Consider the following 19516-nt stretch of genomic DNA (forward strand, 5'->3'; position numbering starts at 1 on the left):
GATGCAATATCGAAATCAGACCCTTGAAGCCCTAACCGCCTAGAATTAAACCAGTCCAACTTTCGGGGGCCAGTTCAATCATGAGCAGCGGGGGCTGAATTTTCTGTATGAGGCCAACGTGCGGCCACGTTATCGGCCTCGTTCACCTACCAAGAGGCCAGAACGCGGCTGCTGTGTAGTTCCCGGATGCACAACAAGCACATAGCGGCATTGTCACGGGAGAAAATCTACGAAACGTGCTTGTTTCGCACGCAGCGCCACACCCTAGGCGCCGACGCGGACTGACTACGCGGAAAGGGCGTCTTCCAGCTCAGCCAGCAAAGAGTTGGTGCGCTCCACCTTGAAATCTGCGGGGCGGAACTCGCCGTCGGCCCAGTCGGTGAAGAAGCCAAACTCCAGCTGGTTGCGCAGCTGCGGCATGGAGAAGTTCACCACGATGGAGCGCCATGCTTCCACGCTGCGGATGGCGCCGCCCGGGCCATAGCCCGCAAACGCCACCGGCTTGCCGGCCCACTCTGCGGCTAGGCAATCGAAGGCATTCTTGAACGGGCCCGGCACGGAGCGGTTGTACTCCGGGGTGACAAAGACGAAACCATCGCAGGCATCGACCGCATCGGACCACGCCTGAACCTTTTCATCCGCGTACTGCTTATTAGCAGCAGCGGGAACAACCTCGGTGGTCAGGACCGGAATATCAAATTCCTTGAGATCCAGCAGGGTGTACTCCACGCCGTCCTTACGGCCCTGGGCCAGGTCATAGAGCCACTCGCCCACTTCCTTGCCGGCGGCCTTATCGCGGGTGCTGCCGATGATGATGCCAATGCGAGACATGAGAAACCTTCTTTCCTTCAAGCTTTATGTAACGCCTCTAGCCTACCGCCCGTGCCGAAACCTGTCTGATGGTGATGTTGATACGTCCCTCTGTAAGCCCGCATCCCTCCGGCAGCGTGCCATCGTTTACGCGCACTACCCCGTGGTAAGCAAAGCGCTTTGGGCCACCAAAGACCACCAAATCACCACTACATAGCGTGATATCGTCCCACGGCCGCGTGCGTGCCTCGGTGTGACCCATACGAAAGAGGGCCTCATCCCCAATGGACAACGAAATCACCGGAGCTGGCGATTCCTCAGAATCATCCACGTGCATGCCCATCGCCGATCCCGGCGGGTAGTAATTCACGAGTGCCATCTCTGGCACAAAGGTCCCCACCCAGGGCTCAAGCTCGGGCGCTACCTCGGCCGCGGCGCGCAGTGCTCCCGGAGCAATCTGACGCAGACTCTCCGGCACCGGCGGGACTCGCGTGCCGTCCATATTGTCCACATAACGATAGCTGGGATAGTGCCAATACCTGCCCAGATGCAGCTGAAATACGCTCATCTGTCCTCGGGATTTCAGCCGCGGGCGCACCATCGCCATCGGCGTCGCCGCATACTCGCGCGCAATGCCGCGCATTTCCTCTACCAAAGCCTTTTGCTTATCGACGCTCACCCATCCCGGCACGTGCCCCACCCCCGGAGCCACACGCACGCTCGGCCGCGGTAGCGAATCAAAAAGCATGACCTCACCCTAACCCCCAGCACCCCGATAAATCGATCCAGAAATTTCCTTCGACAAGGCCCAGAATGCGTTTAAGATCAATCGGCCCCAACCCTGGACACTTCAAACAATGTGGGGAATTTGTTGCCCTCCGCCGCTTTCCTTAAGCTTCAAATTTGGACGAAAGTAGCTGTATACATCGCGTAGATAATGAAGTTTGATTCCTTTTACCAATTCATGGCGGCCTTTAATTTAGAGGGCACCATCAATGAAACAAGTGATAATGCGAATTATGAATCGGGAATAGCCGAGTTGGGAGCTAAAACCTGGCATGTTCGCACAGCACGCACCACGCCTTCTAAGCCGGGGGCCTTTGTAGCATTCTGGCAACGCAACCATGAAGGGGAACCCGTGCCTTTTGAAGATTCTTCCTGCGGCGACGGTCTCCTAGTCTTTGTGATTCAAGGAGATCACCGAGGTGTGTTTCAATTTAGCAATCAAGATTTACAACGTCTCGGTATTACCTCCGGAGCAGCCCCAGGAAAGAGAGGATTTAGGGTATATCCACCATGGTGTGAGGGGCTCAACTCCAACGCTTTAAAGACTCAAGAGCAGCAACAGGGATCGTTTACACAATTCTGATTTGTGCGTACACAAGCAAGTCGATCACAATCTGCACACCCAGCACGCAGAAGGGTGGTAAACACTCAACTTACGCACTAACGCGGTTAAAGCGCGTTGGCAATTGTTACCCTTAAAGAGTGATTACCAACGAACTTCGAAATCTACTGGCCAAAGCAACTACCCATGCACAGCGTTTTCAAGACGGAGAAGACCACACTGTAGCCGCAGCGCTCCTTACCAAATCAGGAAAACACGTACTCGGTTTGAACGCGCACCACTTCCTCGGTGGTCCTTGCGGGGAGATCTCGGCTTTAGCTAACCATGCTGCTAGTTATCCAGAGGACCCAATCCAAGCAGTAGTCGCCGTATATGGACCTACTGGTCAAGTTATTCCTCCCTGCGGTAAATGCCGCCAGGTGCTTTTTGATGTTGATCCGTCCATTCGGTGCATCGTGCGCGGAAGCAATGGACTTGAAGCACCTTCCGTGGAAGAACTCTTGCCATTCGCATTCAACTGGCGAGAAATGGAACAAGAGCAGCGCATCTACATGTGGGAAGGCTACGAGGAATCAATTCGTAGCGGAGAAAAGCAACAAACCATCCGGGTAGATGATCCTTTCCATAAAGGAGATGCCCACATTGTCTTCGAGAAAGAATCTGGAGAGATCGTCACCATTCCTGCACAGGTCACAGCCGTTACCTCCACCCGGCGAAGTGAATTGTCGGAAAAGCAAGCTAGAAATGACGGTTTTGGCTCTCTCACCGAGCTTCAGGAAGCGCTAGATACTCACTATCCCGGATTAGGTGACGATGACGAAGTGGACGTCGTAGAGTTCAAACTGCGATAATCCATCCAGAACAAAAGGTGAAATCACCCTCCTCCCCACGTGCAGAATTCGCCTAATCCATAGCGTCGTACTTGCGGTGTGAAGATTGCGGGGGCTAACGCTGGGGGTCTTCTAATTCCCTTATCCAGAAATCCATCATCTCAACGATAGGATCCGGGGAGGAAAACACTTCGCTCGCTATTTCCCTAGGAGACCAACTATCCGGAAGGTCATGAAATCCTGCGCCGAGCTTTCCAAGCGTGACTGCTGAAGAGTCTTTGACTGCGCTAAGGACGGTAACGACATCATCATAGGTAGCATCAAACGAGTCTTTCCCATTCGCCCCAGTTGCATCAGCAATGCAGATCCAGTCATCGAGTTCCGCCATATCGCTCAAAATATTATCGACGATCTTTCTTGAATCTGTTTCCATATGCTCACTCGTTGTGTTTGCGCCTTCCACTAACACTCAACCTTAACTCTGAGAATTAGCAACCGCTTTGCCAATGTTGGCTACGATTTTTATCGAACTAGCAAAAGCGGCCTGGTGGTTTGTGATTTACCGAGAACCTAAGTGAATTTCACAGGCTCCTACTAAGCACCACTCGCCCTCTACAATGACACCCATGGATGCACAAAGGCGGAAGGATTTGGAGCGCTACGGCTCATGGGAGCGGATGACCGGTGGGGAGTGGTTCCTGCCGAGCATGCCGGAGGCCAAGGAGGAGCATCAGCGCGGCTTTCGCCTGGTCAAGCAGCTCAATGAGTTGCAGAATACGGATCCGGAGCGTGCGAAGGGCATCTTGCGCGAGATTCTGCCGGAAGAATCTGCGGTGCCGGGCCTGCACGTGCCGCTGAATCTGGAATATGGATGCAATCTGGTGTGTGGTGAGCGCGTCTTCATTAATTTCGGTGCCACCATCTTGGCCCAGGCCAAGGTGACGCTCGGCGATGGCGTCATGATAGGCCCGAATTGCTCCCTGATTACGGTGGGGCATCCGGTCAATGATCATGAAATGCGCGCCGGTGGGTGGGAAATTGCCAAGCCCATCACCGTCGGTGAGAACACCTGGTTCGGCGCCAATGTCACCGTGCTGCCGGGGATTACCATTGGGAAGAACTGCGTCGTCGGCGCGGGCACGCTCATTACCACCGATATTCCGGATAATTCGCTGGTTCTGGGAACTCCCGGCCGCGTGGTGCGCAAGCTGGAGAATAACGAGGACGCCTGGGAGCGCCAAGATCTCAACGGCCCTGTCGAAGGGTTTGGAGCCGCCAACTAGATGTTTGATCTCGCCACAATCGGCGCGGGCTTGCCCGTAGCCGAGACCATCGATTCGCTGCCGAGCACCGGAAACGTAGTTATTCAGGCCCCGCCCGGTACGGGTAAAACCACGCTCGTGCCACCGGCGTTGGCCAATCATGCGGCAGGGCGCGGAAAGGTCATCGTCACCGCCCCGCGCCGTGTAGCTGTCCGCGCGGCCGCGCAGCGCTTGAGTACTCTCAGCGGCACCCCGGAGAAGGTGGGCTTTGCCATCCGCGGTGAGTCCCGCAAGGGCAGCGAGGTCGAGTTCGTCACGCCGGGTGTGCTGCTGCGCCGCCTGCTCAAGGATCCGGAGCTCGAGGGAGTGGCCGCCGTTGCCATCGACGAGGTCCACGAGCGCCAGCTCGATACGGATCTGGTGCTGGGCATGTGCCTGGAACTAGCCGAGCTACGCGAGGACTTCCGCGTCATCGCCATGTCCGCCACCGTGGATGCGCAGCGCTTTTCCCAGCTCATGGACGCCCCCGTCCACGTCACCGAGGCAGTCACCCACCCGCTCGATATCCACTACGCCCCCATGCCGGGCAGGGCGGCGGGGGCGAGGGAGTTTTACGGGGACGTCGCCAAGCAAGCAGCCCGCCAGCACGAATCAACGCTGGTCTTTGTGCCCGGCGTGCGCGAGGTGAACCTCGTGTGCGAGGCGCTGGACGGCCATAATGTTTTCCCGCTGCACGGCAAGCAAACCACCGCGGAGCAAGACGCCGCGCTGTATAGCGAGGAGCGGCGCATCGTCGTGGCTACCTCCATCGCGGAGTCCTCGCTTACCGTGCCGGGCGTGCGCGTGGTGGTCGATGCCGGGCTCTCCCGCGTTCCCCGGCGCGATGCGCAGCGTGGCATGTCCGGGCTGGTGACGGTGTCTACCTCGAAGTCGAGCGCCGATCAGCGCGCTGGTCGTGCCGGCCGTGAGGCGCCTGGCACCGTGATTCGCTGCTACTCGCAGGATGATTACCTGCACTTTTCCCCGCACACCACCCCGGAGATCCTGTCCGCGGATCTGACCCAGGCCGCGCTATTTCTGGATTGCTGGGGCGCGGGCCCGGACTTCCCATTGCTCGATCCCCCGCCGGCCCCGGCCCTTGCGGCCGCGCACGCCACCCTTGAGCGCATTGGTGCCACGCAGGAGCTCGCCCTCCTGCCCACCGATCCGCGCCTCGGCGCCTCCTTGCTCCGGCACGGCAGCCAGGCCGCGCCCATCATTGCCTCGCTTGCCGACGCCCCCTTAACCCCCAACCTCACCCGTCACCGCCCACCCCACAGGGAGGTCAAGCGGCTCGCCCGCCTCGTCGATGATCTCGGCCCCGCCGATCCCGGCGAGGTCGTCGCCACCGCCTTTCCCGAGCAGGTGGCCAAGCGCGTGGGCGAGGATTACCTGCTGGCCAGCGGTACTCGCGCACGGCTGCTGGATAACTCGGGCCTGGCCGGCGCCCCGTGGCTCGCCATCGCGGAGGTATCCCTGTCCAACGCAGGCAATGCCATCATCCGCTCGGCCGCCCGCATCGAGGAAGCCGCAGCCCTCGAGACTATCGGCGTCACCGAAGAAACCCGCGCCTTCCTGCGCGATGGCCGCGTGCGCGGTATCAAGGTCAAGGCTGCGGGCGCCATCACGCTCTCTGAGACCCCAGTCAAGGTCACTGGCCCCGCAGCCGAGGAGGCGCTTGCCGCCGGCATCCGTAAGGAAGGCCTAGGCCTTTTCACCTTCAGCAAGAAGGCCCAGAGCCTCAAAGACCGCCTGCGCCACCTACACGCTCACTATGGCGCGCCTTGGCCCGATGTCGATTCCGCGGATCCCGCCGAGTGGCTCGGCCCCGAACTGCACAGTATTGCGGAGGGAACTCCCGCGGCCAAGCTCGACATGTTCCCCGCGCTACAACGCTTCCTGCCCTGGCCGGAAGCCACCCACCTGGACGAGCTCGCCCCCGAGCGCCTCCCGGTTCCCTCCGGCCGCGATGCCGCCATCGACTGGTCCGGCGACCGCCCCGTGGTCCACATCAAGCTGCAGGAATGCTTCGGCTTGGCCGAATCCCCCGAATACTGCGGCCACCGCGTGCAATTCCACCTGCTCTCCCCCGCCGGCCGCCCGCTCGCGGTGACCGATGATCTCGCCAGCTTCTGGTCCGGCCCTTATGCCGGCGTGCGCGCCGATATGCGCGGCCGCTACCCCAAGCACCCATGGCCCGAGGATCCATGGAATGCCGTTGCTACCGCGCGCACCAAGAACCGGATGTAGCTAACCCCACTGCTGCCAGCCTAGGTAGCAGCTCATAACCACGACCAAGGTAAGCAGCGCGTAGCGGATGAACTTTGCGCCGCCGCCCAACACGGTGCGCGCGCCCAGCTGCGCGCCGGCGATATTCGCCACCGCGAGCACGATGCCGAGCGTCCACCACACGTGCCCACCGATAATGAAAACAATGAGCGCACCTAGATTGGTGGCGGTATTGACCACCTTGGCCATGGCTGCAGAGGTCAGGAAGCTCTGGGCAAAGATGGAAGTAAACGCCATGATCAAAAACATCCCGGTGCCCGGCCCAAAAATGCCGTCGTAGAAGGAAATAATGCCGGAAAGCACGAGGACCACGACGGTGCGCCAACCGCCGCGGATGCCGGCCGCGTCGCTGCTGCCAAAGTCTGGCTTGAAGGCCACGAAGATGCCCACGGCCACCATGAGGACAATGATGATGGGGCGCATGACGTCTTTATCTAGGCTCGAGGCCACGCTGGCACCCAGCCCAGAGCACACCAGCGCGATGAGGATAAAACGCGCCATTTCCGCCTTATCTAACTTCACCTTGCGCGCAAGGGTCACGGCTGCCGAGCCGGTGCCGGTTACCGAGGCCAGCTTGCTCGTTCCCAACGCCGCCGCAGGCGCGAGGCTGGGAAGGACTGCGAGCAGCAGCGGGATGAGGATCAATCCTCCACCGCCGATGACCGCATCGATCCACCCCGCAGTCGCGGTACCGAGGAAGAGAATCACCCACTGCGCCACATCGATTTCCATGCCCCGATCATAAATCTTTAATCATGTATTGTGATAACTCGCCCCTATCCGCTGCCCGCGGTAATGAAAGGAAGGGGCGCTAGACTCAAGTCGCAGAGGTAATTTGAGGAGGGCGCGCATGGCCGCACAGCAGGAAAGCAGTGGACTTAATGCCCACACCGTGGCGCGGTGGGCTATCGTCGTCCCAATCTCTGTCCTTTTGGGCTGGCTATTTAACTTGTGGCATGTGCCCGCCGCGTGGATTCTGGCGGCCATTATCGCCTCGGGCGCCATGGCTCTCATTACTGGCGAAGATCTCCAGGTCAACCGGACTTTTTATAATATGTCCCGCGGTTTTATCGGCATGATGGCAGCGCTGCCCCTCACCGTGGTGCCGCTGGGCCAGCTGGTCGGTTTCCTGCCCGCGGCGGTGACGATGTCCTTTGTCACCATCATGGTTGGCATCGTCGGCGGCTTGCTGTTGCACCGCGCGCAGCCGCGCGATGTGTCCTCCGAAACCGGCATTTTATCCATGCTGCCGGGTGGTGCCTCGCTGATGCCCGCGCTTGCCGACGAACTCGGTGCCGACTACCGCTACGTCGCCCTCACCCAGTACCTGCGCTTATTGGTGGTCTCCGTATCGCTACCGGCCGTCGTCGCGCTGCTTGATACCCCGGCCGGTAAAGGCGCGGACCTCACGGTGGAGGGAGAAACCACGTGGTGGATCATCGCGCTCGTTCTTGCCATCGCCTTGCTGGGCGAGAAATTGGGAAAGCTGCTGCACCTGCCCGCCACGGCCGTGCTCGGCCCCCTTCTGCTGACGGTGCTGGTCTCCTTCGTGCTGCCGGAGGGCCACACGCTTGAGCCGCTCTATGTCTTTAAGGTGATGGCATTCTTATCCATCGGCTGGGTCTGCGGCGGCGGGCTATCGCTGCCCGCACTCAAGGCCTTTGCCAAGCAATTGCCCGCCACGGTTCTTTTCATCGTAGTCATCATCGGCATCTGCGCGGCCACCGCTTGGCCGCTGACCAAGTGGTTGCACATCTCCTACTTCGAGGCCTACCTGGCCACGAGCCCCGGCGCGCTCGAGACGGTGCTTGCGCTCTCCGCCGAGGGCGGAGCCGGACCAGCGGTCATCGCGGTACAGCTCACCCGGCTCATTGCGGTGCTCGTCATCGCAGGCTACCTGCCGCAGCTGCTGCGGCTGGCGAAGCGCCTGCTGCGGCGTTAGTTGCCCAGCACGGCCTCGCGCAGGACGGACATCGGCACGGAGCCCAAGGCGAGGGCCTCCGAGTGGAACTCGCGCGCGCTCATGCCCTGCTTCTCGGCCTCGGCGCGAGTTTCCTGCCACAGGCGCTGACCCAGCGCATAGGACGGCGCCTGGCCCGGCCAACCGAGGTAGCGGTTGACCTCGAAGTTGAGGTTGGCATCATCCATGGCGGTGTTTTCGCGCATGAAGGTCTTTACGTGCGCCTTGTCCCAAACGCCGGAGGTAGAGCAATCCGGCAGCTGCTTGCCCAGGTGCAATCCGATGTCCACGACCACGCGGGCGGCGCGCAGGCGTTGCGCATCCAACATGCCCATGCGGAAGCCCGGATCATCCATGTAGCCCAGCTCGGCCATGAGCTGCTCGGCGTAGAGCGCCCAGCCCTCGCCGTGGCCGGAGTTCCACGTCACCGCGCGGCGCCACAGGTTGAGGTCTTCTTGCACCAGTGCGGAGCCGAGCTGCAGGTGGTGGCCCGGAACACCCTCGTGGTGGACGGTGGTCAGCTCCTGCCAGGTGTGGAAGGTGTCCTGGCCCTCTGGCACGGACCACCACATGCGGCCCGGGCGGGAGAAGTCATCACTCGGCGGGGTATAGAAAATGCCGCCAGTGCCGGCCGGATCGATGCAGCACTCGATCTCTTCTACTTCCTCCGGAATATCGAATTCCTTGCCGTTGAGCTCAGCGATGACGCCATCGGCGGTGGACTGCATCCACTCCACCAGCGCATCGGTGCCGCGCAGGGTATAGCGGTCCTCGTGGTTGAGCTTGCGCATCGCCGAGCGCACCGAACACTCGGAGCCGTAGAGCTCGTGGGCGATCTTTTCCTGCTCCGCGCGCAGGCTGCGCACCTGGTCGAGGCCCCATTCATAGGCCTCGTCGAGGTTGACGGCATCGCCCACAAAGAGCTTGGAAAAGCGCTCGTAGCGCTCGCGACCCACGGCGTCCTTGGTGGGCGCCTGGGGCTGCAGATCATTGGAGAGCCAATCGGAGAACTCGCCAAAGGCCTCCTTGGCCTGCTGCACCTCGGCGGAGTCGGCGTCGAGGCCGAGGGACTCGAGCATCGAGTCGGCGTCGGCAAGCCGCTCGCACTGCACAATGACCTCGGAGATCTGGCGGTGCGGTGCCACCATGCCGTGGGAGGCCGCCTCCTCCAGGGAGCTGCGGTAGCCGGCCAGGGAGGTCTTCACCTTAGAAAGGCGGGAGCGAATGGCATCGCGGTCCTCGTCCGTATCCTGCGGCATGAGCAGCAGGGTATCGCGGATGGTCTGCACCGGGGAGGCGATGTTATTCAGGCAGCGTACATCCTCGCTGTGGTGGTGTAGATCTAGATCAAGGCAGAGGCGATCGCGCAGGACGGCCGCGGTGACATAGTCCACGTCATCAAAGTCATCCTCATCATCGGACTCATCGGTGGTGTCATCTAGGGCATCCAGGTCCGCGACCATTTCGCGGGTGCGGTCTGCGATGGCGGTGAAGTACTCGGGGGAGAAATCCTGCAATTCGCCCTCGTAGCCGTCAATGCCCCACGCGGTGGCATCGGTGGGGGAAAGCTCGGCTAGGTCGTGAACGAAGTTATCGCACGAAGCGTCCAGTAGAGAGGGCTGGCGCTTAGCGGTCTGCTCAGAACTCATAACGAGGAAGTCTATCCCTAAGTATCGCCTATAGGCCACCCGGGCGGGCTGAAGTTGCGAACTTGTTAACTAATCGTTGTCCCACTTGGTTCCGGGGTAGCGCCAGCCGCTGAATTTATCTAGGATATCCTGCGGTTTTTCCTTCATTACCAATGCGTCCACAAAGCGCGGCAAGATAAAGCCGGACTCGGCCATGGCGGCGTACATGGCGTAGAAAGGACGCCAAAAATCCTCGGTATTTACTAGGCCCACCGGACCGCGGATGGTGCCCAGCTGTTGCAGGGTGAGCACCTCAGTGAGCTCTTCCAGGGTGCCAACTCCGCCGGGGAGGCAAATAAAGGCGTCGGCAAGCTGCTCCATGCGCGTCTTACGCTCGGCCATGGATCCCACCACCTCCAGGGTGGTCAGGCCAGGATGGGAAATTTCCAGATCCACCAACGCCTGGGGCATCACGCCGGTGACGGTGCCGCCGGCGGCCAGGCAGGCCTCTGCCACCTCGCGCATCAAGCCGATATTGCCGCCGCCGTAAACCAGAGTCAGGCCGCGTCGGGCCAGCTCCGCGCCCAATTCCTGTGCCGCCTGCGTATAGGCCGGCGAGTTTCCTGTTGCTGAACCACAATAAACCGCTACTGACTGCATGCCCTCCAGCATAGATATCTGCGCGCCCACCACCACCTTTAGACCATTCGGTACATGGTGAGTTTATGAGATTAGACAAAGCAGTCTGGAATATTTATACTTCTTTTTATGATCAAACCTGGCCCAGTGTTCACGCGCCCCCGCACACCGGCCGCAAAGTGCCTTCATTTGGTGCGCCTGAACCCGATCATCACCCGGAGCGAGCTGGTGGAAGCCACCGGACTTTCCCAGCCCACCATCACGCGCGCTACTACTTCCCTACTCAACGCGGGCCTCATCCAGGAACGCACCGACCTCACCCAGTCCCGCGGGCGCGGCCGGCCCACCGTGCCGCTTGAGGCGGCCGATAATGACTGGGCGCTCGGCGGCATTTCCGTGGGCACCAAACAGACCTACATCGGCCTCTATGACATCAAGGGCCGCACGTTGAGCGAAGAGGAATTGACCACCCCGGTGGCTAACCTCAGCGAGGATGACTTCCTCGAGCACATCATGGCCGGCATCAACCGCATGATGACCAACCTGAACCACCGCTTGGTCTCCCTCGGCGTGACCACCTCCGGCACCGTGGATGATAGCGGCCTGGTCACCGCGGAAAACCTCAATTGGCACGGCGTGGACATTGCCGAGCGCCTGCGCTTCCAGTTCGGCGTGCCCGTGGTGGTCTCCTCCGCCATCCCGGCCATCCTCGGCTCCGAAACCCAGGCGGCCGAGATTGGTACCAGCGAGCGCGTTCTGGTGCTCTTCGCGGATGATTCCATCGGCTCCGCCCTCTCCGTGGAGGACGAGGTCAGCCCCATTATTCCCGTGCCCCCGACGCACTCCGAGCTGCTAGGCCATGGCGCGTCCGAGCGCCTGCTGGCCACCCAGCACATCCTGGAGGCGATTCGCCATGAGGGCGTGGAGGCAGCCTCGCTTGCCGACGCCGCCCAGGCCGCCGACTCCCACCCCGCCGTCCGCGCCATTTTGGACGAACGCGCCCGCCAGTTGGGCTCCATCACCGCGGAACTGGTCAAGGCCCACTCCCCGGCCACCGTGGTTATCGCCGGCGGCGCGTTTACCGACGACCCGAAGGCCCCCAAGCAATTCGCCGCCACCGTCCGCGCCTCCGCGGGCGAAGAGTTGCAGCTGCGCATGATCCCCGGCCATAAGGAGATCGTCCGCGCGGTAGCCCGCACCGTGGCCACCGATCAGCTACTGCGCCAGCCGCTGGATCTGGGCCGCTCACTCCAGCACGCTTAGCACCTCGCGTACCGAGTCGATGCCGCGGAAGAGGTGGGCGTTGAGCCCGCAGTAGTTCGCGCCTTCCACGTAGTCGATGCGGTCATCAAAAAAGTGCGTATCCTTCAGCTGCGCGGCGAGCGCATCCACGGCCACGCGATAGGCTTCTGGGTGCGGCTTGGCCACGCCGATATCGCAGCTGAACGTCACCGCCGCGCAGTCCTCGAGCCACGGCTGCTTCTTACGCACTTGGCCCGCCAGCGTGGTGGGAATATTGGACAAGATGCCCACGCTATAGCCTTCCCCGATAAGGCCCTTGACCAGCGCCACCATGCCCAAGTCCGCTTCCAGTAGGCCGCTATTTTCGCATGCTACCGCCTCCGCGACGGGAACCTCCCCTAGCCCGGCGCGGGCCGCTACCTCGTTCCAGTAGTGACTATCGCTAAAGATGCCGGCATCGTAGTCCGGCCGATAAAACCCGTAGGCCTCCCACATCGCCTCAGTATCTGGTGGCGCGATGAGGCGCTCCAACTCCGCATGGCTTTCTGGGGTGGCCGGGCGCATGAGCACGCCGTACATATCAAAGAGGAGTTTGGGCATAACGGGGGCCAGTTTATGCGCGTTTCGGCGCTTGGGTCAGCACGGCTACAATTCCCACACCCGCACCAGCGACAAAGAGAGGCAGCATCGCGGGAGCCTGGTCCATGGACAGAGCGAAGATACCGCCGATGGCGCCGAGGAGCAGCATGCCGCCGAGGCTGTAGAGCGAGCGCGTAACTACCCCACGCTTGCCGGCGACGCCATAAACCAGCAGTGCGAGCCCGGCGAATGGGCCGAGCATCAGCGCCGCAGTGGTCAGAAATACCCCCAAGGCCATGTGCGTGGACATGATTGCTGCTCCCACGATGAGGAAGAGCGCCAGAACTAATAGGGTTATGGCGCACAAAGCCTTGCGTTGCGTTGACATAGAAACAATCCTCCCACCGCACCGCAGTGCTATGGGAGGATTGAGCTAAATCTTGATGGGTTTGTTATTCACCCACGCGCGCTTAGGCGCCGCCTTCGGTGCGGCCAGCCAGGCGCTCATCGATGCGCAGCAGGCCAGAGCCGTCATTGCCCACCAGCTTGATCTGGTCCAGAATCTCAGAAACGGTAGCTTCTTCTTCTACCTGCTCGCTCAGGAACCAGTCAACGAGCTGGCGGGATTCCAGATCCTGTGCCTCCAGCGCCGCGCGGGCGATGGTGCGGATCTCCTCGGAAACCTTCTGCTCGTGCTCGAGGGAAGCCTGGAAGGCGTCCTGCGGGTTAGCGGCCTTGACGGAGCCAACCGGGATGTCATTGAGCTCTACGCGGTAGCCGCGGGAGAGCAAGTGGTCTGCAATCTTCTCGGCGTGCTCGCGCTCCTCGGCAGCCTGGCCCATGAACCAATCACGCATGCCCGGGAAGGAGAGGTTATCCATCTCGAAGGCCAGCTGGGTGTAGACCATGGAAGCGCCGTATTCGCTAATGACCTGGTCATTCAACAGGGTTTGCAGCTTCTCGTCCATTGTAAAAACCTTTCTGTGTGGGGAAATTAATTAGTGCTAAGCACCACACTACCGAAGAATCTCCCACGATCCAGCAAGGTCTACTTAAGTAAACTTGCACGTCATTACGCTTTTTTAGATTGGATAACCTAAGTTAGCCAAGACAAAGCTATCCACCGAAGAAAAGGAAAGCTCCCCTAAGAACCCGAGGTCATGGCAGATCCCTCGCCAGGACCCGGTCGCTCCTCGACGCCCAGAGCAGCCACAACCGCTTGTACCCAACCACCCCGGGCTTAATTTGTGACTTTAATCACCCAAGCGTCCACTCAGGCGATCGAGGCGCTGTGCGCTCGCCCCTTCCAGACCACGGAACTCTACTTCGATGCCGCGCTCGGCGTATTTCTTCTGCACCGCATCCAACGTCGCCACCGTAGAGGCGTCCCATACCTCGGCCTTGCTCATATCAATGACGACGCGCTGGGTATCCAGCGTGTAGTCGAAGGCGTAGACCAAATCATTGGACGAGGCGAAAAAGAGCTGGCCGCGCACCGCGTACTCGGCATCTCCAATCCGCTCTACCTCCACTAGGTGGGCCACGCGGCGGGCGAAGCCGATTGATGCCGCCACCACGCCGAGCACCACGCCCACCGCCAAGTTATGCGTGGCCAGCGTTCCTACCACCGTCACCAGCATCACGAGCGTTTCTGATAGCGGCATGAGCTTTAGCGTGCGCGGGTGTACCGAATGCCAATCCACCGTCGTTGCGGCCACGATAATCATCACCGCCACCAGCGCGGCCATCGGAATGCGGCCGACGGTCTCGCCAAAGAGCAGACAGAGGATGAGGAGGAAGGCGCCCGCGAGGAACGTCGACAAGCGCGTGCGCGCCTGGGATGCCTTCACGCCGATCATGGTCTGGCCAATCATGGCGCACACACCCATGCCACCAATGGCCGCGGCGAGGATATTGCCCACACCCTGGCCAAAGGACTCGCGCGTCTTATCGGAGTGAGTATCCGTAATGTCATCGACCAGCTTGGCCGTCAGCAGCGATTCCATCAGGCCCACCAATGCCATGCCAAAGGCATAGGGCGCAATCAGCTGCAGGGTATCTAGATTCCACGGAATATCCGGCACGAAAAGCCCCGGCAGCGAGGTAGGCAGCTTGCCCTGATCCGCCACATCGGGCACCTGCCACCCGGCCGCCACCGCAATAATGCTGACCACCAGAATGGTAATCAGCGGGGCGGGAATCACCGTGGTCAGCCGCGGCAGCCCCAGCATGATGGCCAGGCCAATGGCCACCAGCAGATACACCATCCACGGCACATCAATAAGGTGCGGCAGCTGCGTAGTAAACATCATGATGCCCAGCGCATTGACAAACCCCGTCATCACCGAGCGCGGGATAAAGCGCATGAGCTTAGCGACGCCCACCGCGGCCAGCACCACCTGCATAATTCCCGCCAACAGCACTGCGGCGACCACATAATCATGCCCATGCTCATGCGCGAGCGGAGAGACCACCAGTGCCACCGCACCGGCCGCGGCGGAAATCATCGCCGGCCTGCCGCCAGTAAAGGCAATAGCCATGGCCATCACCACGGAGGAAAACAATCCCACCCGCGGATCCAACCCTGCGAGGATGGAAAAGCTTAAGACCTCCGGGATCAAAGCAAGCGCCACCGCCAGTCCGCCGAAAACCTCCTTGCGCAGGCGCGCAGGCGAGGAAAATGCATAGCGGAAACTGGCGATGACGCCGGTAGGAACAGGCTGTTCTTTAATCACGCCTGCACATCCTAGTGGACTTTAAGAGCCTTCCTTAAAAGAGCCATCCGCGGTGATCACGGGCAGCACGGACCATGCGAAGTTAATCCATTGATCGGTCTTCTTCCACGAGAAGTCCGGCTCAAAAATAGTCTTCGGCTTGGTATAAATCACGGCCGAGCGCACATCATCAGCGGTTTCCTTGAGCAGGTTAACTACCAGATCGAGGGTCTTGCCGGAGTCCGCGACGTCATCGACAACCAAGACCTTCTTGCCCTTCAGCGAGTCCGTATCCAGCTGCGGGGACAAAATGATGGGCTCATCCAGGGTCTGGCCGATATCGGTGTAGAACTCCACATTGATAGCGCCCATGGCCTTCACACCGATGGCATAACCAATAGCGCCGGCTGGGATCAGGCCACCGCGGGCGACGCCCACGATGAGGTCTGGGAACCAGCCAGATTCCACAATCTGTTCCGACAGGTTACGGCTCGCCTCGCCGAAGACCTCCCAGGTGAGGTTTTCCCGGTCCGGGTGGATCCAATTTTCAGTCACGATTGTGTGGCTCCTTTTGCGTCATGGGCTTTCTTTGTAGTTTAACGAGCGATGCCTGCCAAAGGAAAGGCACCTACCGGAATGGAACCTCGCCCAAAGTCCGGCGCAGCTTGCGGGTGCGCAAGCGCTCCGGATTCTCGGCCAGGTGCTCCATGGCGCGCACCGCGCACATCACGTGGGCTTCCTTCGAATTGGAATAGAAAGCCTGCGCCTGCGCCGGCAGCTTCGGCACCGCATGCAACGGCAGGTCAGAGACCGACAGCAGCGTGCCATAAGGTACACGGTAGCGGTAGCCATTGGCTGCAAGCGTGCACGATTCCATATCCACTGCCACCGCGGTGGAGGTGCGCAGCCACTCCCACAGATCCCGATTGGTGCGCCACTCCCAATTGCGATCATCGGTGGAGAGCACTGTGCCGGTGCGCATGAGCGAGTTATCGTCGCCGTATACCGCCTTTACCGCGGACTCGAGCATGCGCTGTACCTCCGGAATCGCCGGAATGGGCGAGCTCGCCGCAACCTTCTGATCCAAGATGTGGTCATTGCGCTGATAGGCATTGCCCAAAATCAGGTCACCGATGCGCATGCGGCCGTCCATGCCGGCGCAGTGCCCAATCATGATCCATGCCTCCGGGCGTAGCACCGCCAAGCAATCCGTAATGGTCTTCGCATTCGAGGGACCAACACCAATATTGATCATCGTGATGCCATCGCCGCCGGCAGTAATCAGGTCAAAGCGCGGCATTTGGTACCGAGAGGTCAAGGTCAGACCGTCCACATCAAGGTCCACCGCATCATTGGGATGGATGGTCTCGCCATTGGGCAGCACCAAGGCGGTATAGCGCGAGTCTTCCTTGGTCAGCTCGCGCAGACCAAACTTCACAAACTCGGTGGTGTGCATCGCATAGTTAGTAAACAGAATGTATTTCTGTACCGTATCGACCTCAATACCGGTGTAATGCTCGATGCGCGCACAGGCGATATCGAAGCGCTGGGCACCAAAGTGGAATAGCGGCTTTTCCTCGCCATGGAAGGCATTCCATTCGCCATCAATGATCGCATCATTGACCTCATCTAGCGTCGGCCGCGGAATGGGCCCGCGTTCCTGCGGGGCCGTGGCCGTGTCCTTGATGTACTCCGGCGGGATACGCTGGTCCGATTGGCCAACAAAGATATCGCACGGATAATTGCCCGCTAGGCGGGTGAGCTGCTCGTGCAGATAGTCCCGGATAATGTGCGGCTTGGAAATTACCGCCGAATATTTGCCTGCCTCGTTGACGTAGCCGAAGGGCTCGGAACGATCGATCGGCTGCCACTTGCGAATATCCACCGTGACCTTTGGATACACCACGTAGCGATAGTCATCCAGGTTTCCTGATTCCAACGTCTTGCGGGCAAGCTCGCAGGAATTCTCATAGAGCTCAATCAGGCGGTTTACCGCCTCATCAACGGAGTGGACATGCTGCAGGTCGGTCATAGACGTGAGTGTAGCGGGGACTTAACAGCGCGGCAGCGGTCTGCGCTTTTCATTCCTCTCTTCGCCATAGTTTGGGCGAGATCACCACTGATATCATTGGGAAGCACAACAACCTTGTCGTTCTTGGTAGTACGAGTTCTTTAAGGAGCGGTCAAAGAGGCTCTTGCACAACGGGCCAAGAACGGCGGCCACTCCATGGAAGCAGAAGTGCGTTTTATACTCAGCGATACGGTGCGACCAAACAATATTGGGATGGCGCTCCATGAGGACTCCCGCGAAGCTCCTGCTAAGATTCCCCTCCCACCACACGATGATGAGGCGCGGACTATGAGTTCCCATGACCATCGTCGGTACGAACCTCATTTCAGAGGCCATGGAGTTCGAACCTCGCATTCGGCAAGCAGATTGCCACGGTTAACACGCAAAGAATTGCGGTCTGCCGGCCCCTATCGGCACACTGCCCCATGAGAAATATATGCGCCTCTGCCGACAAAGGCATCCTGCCTTTGATCCGCGAGATTCCTAATTCTCATTGTCCCTAGGCTTAGGGAAAGACGAGGCTCTCGCCCCGATACTGCAGACGATTCCTAATAAGACTACGAATAGCGCCCCCAATAAGATTCCCGTGGAGGAGGGCAAAAGTAGGCCACCTACTGCGGAGCCAACAGCCGAACCCAGATAATTCGCGGACGCGTTAGCAGCAACGGCAGTCGCACCTTCATCAGGATTTGCGCTGAGCAGCGAATGCTGTTGCGGCGCCATGGAAGACCAACCCAAAAGCCCCCATGCAAAAAGACACACCAGTGCCACCACACGGCTCGAGGGAAATAGCAACAACATTGCAAAATCAGCAGCAAGCAAAACAATGATTATGGTCGTTAGCTTGCGAGAACTATCTACCTTATCGAGCACCCGCCCGATTCCAAATGCACCAACTGCACCGCCAATTCCCCAAATCCACATGCCAGCAATGGTGTCTACCTGCACTCGTTCGAGCACCGCGGAAATATAGGTATACAGTCCCAGCGAACCGACTCCCACGAAGAAAGTAACCAAGACCGTTAGGAAATTATCCACCCGACCAATGATTCGGAGTCGCTGCCCTAGCGAGGAAGAAGGCACAGCTGGTACAGCACTCGTTTTACGTATCGCTATACCTGCCAACGCCGCCATGCCAACCACCGATACCAATGCAATGGCCGCCCGCCAACCTAGCTCCTTGGCCACTCCCAGTCCCGCTGGTACACACACAACGGTTCCCACCGCCAGACCGGCTAGCACCAATGAAAGCGCACGTCCGCGACGCTCCTCTGTGACCGACATGCCCGCTACCGCCGCGGACAACGGCGAGTAGATTCCCGCTGCCGCACCTGCAATCAGCCGCGAAACTATAAAAACACCCACCGTAGGGGATACAGCGGTCACAACATTGGCCAGAGAAAACACAGCAAGAGCGCCCAGCAGTCCATTTCGCGGATCCTTGCCCGCCCTACCCGATAATAGTGGGCCGCATACCGCGTACGCACCGGTAAAAGCGGTAACACCCAAGCCAATCACGCTGCCACTTGCACCCAAGTCTTCGGCAATCTGCGGCAGCAGCCCAGCAATAACATACGCATCCAACCCGAGTGCTACGCTTCCCAAAACTAACGGCCATAGCTGTTTAAGCATTAGAAATCACCATGTCGAGCAAACCTGGAAAACACTCGTCTAGATCGTCTCGACGCAAAGAGATGACACAAGTGCGCCCCTGGCTTCTTGTCCACGTCACACCGGCTTCACGCAGCTGCCGAGTGTGGTAAGTCAGGGTCGACCGAGGCAGGTCGTCAGCAAGCATCAAGCTATCGTGCTCCTTGCCGTCTGCTAAGCGCTTCACCATTTCCAACCGGATGGGATCACTTACTGCAGACAATACACGGACGAATTCTAAATCCTCGGTGGCCGGATGCTCATATTTTCGTGGGCTCATTCCAACTCCAATCGTGCAAGAATTCTTGAACGATTAGCCAGACTAAGTCATTCGAGACATTCGTGCAAGATTTCTTGCATAAACGAAGGCCCACCGACAGCGTATCGGTGAGCCTTCTCCCCATGACTAATCTCTCGGCACCCAAGGAGGGAGTGGAGCGCACCCTCCTGCAAGC

Annotated in this window: 20 protein-coding genes and 1 pseudogene; 7 read left to right on the forward strand and 14 right to left on the reverse strand. The window is 59.8% G+C overall.

What is annotated here, in order from left to right; translation table 11 throughout:
- Positions 1 to 285: 285 nt before the first annotated feature.
- Positions 286 to 831 carry an NADPH-dependent FMN reductase gene (locus QP915_RS11000; protein WP_284769359.1) on the reverse strand — a complete coding sequence of 182 codons (546 nt, stop codon included), beginning with the start codon at positions 829 to 831 and terminating at the stop codon, positions 286 to 288.
- Between the two features lie 37 nt (positions 832 to 868).
- The gene (locus tag QP915_RS11005) at positions 869 to 1558 is read right to left on the reverse strand and encodes an alpha-ketoglutarate-dependent dioxygenase AlkB family protein (protein WP_284769360.1); all 690 of its coding nucleotides are present in this window, start codon (positions 1556 to 1558) and stop codon (positions 869 to 871) included.
- Between the two features lie 189 nt (positions 1559 to 1747).
- Between QP915_RS11005 and QP915_RS11010 the strand changes: the two genes are divergently transcribed.
- Together QP915_RS11010 and QP915_RS11015 are read left to right on the forward strand one after the other, a co-directional pair.
- Positions 1748 to 2179 (forward strand): MepB family protein, encoded by a 432-nt coding sequence (locus tag QP915_RS11010; protein ID WP_284769361.1) that lies wholly within the window; start codon positions 1748 to 1750, stop codon positions 2177 to 2179.
- A 119-nt stretch (positions 2180 to 2298) separates the two neighbouring features.
- The gene (locus tag QP915_RS11015) at positions 2299 to 3009 is read left to right on the forward strand and encodes an ASCH domain-containing protein (protein ID WP_284769362.1); all 711 of its coding nucleotides are present in this window, start codon (positions 2299 to 2301) and stop codon (positions 3007 to 3009) included.
- Positions 3010 to 3103: 94 nt separating this feature from the next.
- Here the strand turns inward: QP915_RS11015 and QP915_RS11020 are convergent, their stop codons facing one another.
- The gene (locus QP915_RS11020) at positions 3104 to 3451 is read right to left on the reverse strand and encodes a hypothetical protein (RefSeq protein WP_284769363.1); all 348 of its coding nucleotides are present in this window, start codon (positions 3449 to 3451) and stop codon (positions 3104 to 3106) included.
- A 154-nt stretch (positions 3452 to 3605) separates the two neighbouring features.
- On the opposite strand from QP915_RS11020, the gene QP915_RS11025 reads away from it, so the two are divergent.
- Positions 3606 to 4271: a sugar O-acetyltransferase gene (locus QP915_RS11025; protein WP_284769364.1), complete on the forward strand. Its 666-nt coding sequence runs from the start codon at positions 3606 to 3608 to the stop codon at positions 4269 to 4271.
- Positions 4272 to 6539: an ATP-dependent RNA helicase gene (locus QP915_RS11030; RefSeq protein ID WP_284769365.1), complete on the forward strand. Its 2268-nt coding sequence runs from the start codon at positions 4272 to 4274 to the stop codon at positions 6537 to 6539.
- Here QP915_RS11030 and QP915_RS11035 read toward each other — a convergent pair whose 3' ends face one another.
- Positions 6540 to 7310 (reverse strand): TSUP family transporter, encoded by a 771-nt coding sequence (locus tag QP915_RS11035; protein WP_049377099.1) that lies wholly within the window; start codon positions 7308 to 7310, stop codon positions 6540 to 6542.
- A 118-nt stretch (positions 7311 to 7428) separates the two neighbouring features.
- On the opposite strand from QP915_RS11035, the gene QP915_RS11040 reads away from it, so the two are divergent.
- A complete protein-coding gene (locus QP915_RS11040; protein WP_049377100.1) occupies positions 7429 to 8520 on the forward strand; it encodes an AbrB family transcriptional regulator in 1092 nt (363 codons plus the stop codon).
- Here QP915_RS11040 and QP915_RS11045 read toward each other — a convergent pair.
- Together QP915_RS11045 and QP915_RS11050 are read right to left on the reverse strand one after the other, a co-directional pair.
- Positions 8517 to 10187 carry a DUF885 domain-containing protein gene (locus QP915_RS11045; RefSeq protein ID WP_284769366.1) on the reverse strand — a complete coding sequence of 557 codons (1671 nt, stop codon included), beginning with the start codon at positions 10185 to 10187 and terminating at the stop codon, positions 8517 to 8519. The genes QP915_RS11040 and QP915_RS11045 overlap by 4 nt on opposite strands.
- 69 nt (positions 10188 to 10256) lie before the next feature.
- The gene (locus tag QP915_RS11050; protein WP_284769367.1) at positions 10257 to 10826 is read right to left on the reverse strand and encodes an LOG family protein; all 570 of its coding nucleotides are present in this window, start codon (positions 10824 to 10826) and stop codon (positions 10257 to 10259) included.
- A 108-nt stretch (positions 10827 to 10934) separates the two neighbouring features.
- On the opposite strand from QP915_RS11050, the gene QP915_RS11055 reads away from it, so the two are divergent.
- Positions 10935 to 12068, forward strand: coding sequence for an ROK family transcriptional regulator (locus QP915_RS11055; protein ID WP_284769368.1), 1134 nt, complete (start codon positions 10935 to 10937; stop codon positions 12066 to 12068).
- On the opposite strand, the gene QP915_RS11060 is transcribed toward QP915_RS11055, so the two are convergent.
- From QP915_RS11060 to amn, 6 genes are all read right to left on the reverse strand, one after another.
- Positions 12051 to 12647, reverse strand: a complete 597-nt coding sequence (locus QP915_RS11060) for an HAD-IA family hydrolase (protein ID WP_284769369.1) — start codon at positions 12645 to 12647, stop codon at positions 12051 to 12053. The two genes, QP915_RS11055 and QP915_RS11060, sit on opposite strands and share 18 nt — an antisense overlap.
- A gap of 13 nt (positions 12648 to 12660) precedes the next feature.
- Positions 12661 to 13014 carry a hypothetical protein gene (locus QP915_RS11065; protein WP_239228716.1) on the reverse strand — a complete coding sequence of 118 codons (354 nt, stop codon included), beginning with the start codon at positions 13012 to 13014 and terminating at the stop codon, positions 12661 to 12663.
- Positions 13015 to 13096: 82 nt separating this feature from the next.
- The gene (locus QP915_RS11070) at positions 13097 to 13594 is read right to left on the reverse strand and encodes a ferritin (protein WP_239279340.1); all 498 of its coding nucleotides are present in this window, start codon (positions 13592 to 13594) and stop codon (positions 13097 to 13099) included.
- Positions 13595 to 13879: 285 nt separating this feature from the next.
- Positions 13880 to 15361: a SulP family inorganic anion transporter gene (locus QP915_RS11075; RefSeq protein WP_284769370.1), complete on the reverse strand. Its 1482-nt coding sequence runs from the start codon at positions 15359 to 15361 to the stop codon at positions 13880 to 13882.
- Between the two features lie 21 nt (positions 15362 to 15382).
- Positions 15383 to 15895 carry a phosphoribosyltransferase gene (locus tag QP915_RS11080; RefSeq protein ID WP_239236574.1) on the reverse strand — a complete coding sequence of 171 codons (513 nt, stop codon included), beginning with the start codon at positions 15893 to 15895 and terminating at the stop codon, positions 15383 to 15385.
- 73 nt (positions 15896 to 15968) lie between these two features.
- Positions 15969 to 17372, reverse strand: a complete 1404-nt coding sequence (gene amn / locus QP915_RS11085) for an AMP nucleosidase (RefSeq protein WP_284769371.1) — start codon at positions 17370 to 17372, stop codon at positions 15969 to 15971.
- Between the two features lie 159 nt (positions 17373 to 17531).
- On the opposite strand from amn, the pseudogene QP915_RS11785 reads away from it, so the two are divergent.
- Positions 17532 to 17840: pseudogene (locus QP915_RS11785) on the forward strand (FitA-like ribbon-helix-helix domain-containing protein); the annotation flags it as partial.
- A 54-nt stretch (positions 17841 to 17894) separates the two neighbouring features.
- Here QP915_RS11785 and QP915_RS11090 read toward each other — a convergent pair.
- Positions 17895 to 19043 (reverse strand): MFS transporter, encoded by a 1149-nt coding sequence (locus QP915_RS11090; RefSeq protein WP_284769372.1) that lies wholly within the window; start codon positions 19041 to 19043, stop codon positions 17895 to 17897.
- The gene (locus tag QP915_RS11095; protein ID WP_284769373.1) at positions 19036 to 19284 is read right to left on the reverse strand and encodes an ArsR/SmtB family transcription factor; all 249 of its coding nucleotides are present in this window, start codon (positions 19282 to 19284) and stop codon (positions 19036 to 19038) included. The genes QP915_RS11090 and QP915_RS11095 overlap by 8 nt, the downstream gene beginning before the upstream one ends.
- Positions 19285 to 19516 lie beyond the last annotated feature (232 nt).

Origin of the sequence: Corynebacterium sp. MSK158 (assembly GCF_030229085.1) — a bacterium.
In the GTDB taxonomy this organism is placed as follows: domain Bacteria; phylum Actinomycetota; class Actinomycetes; order Mycobacteriales; family Mycobacteriaceae; genus Corynebacterium.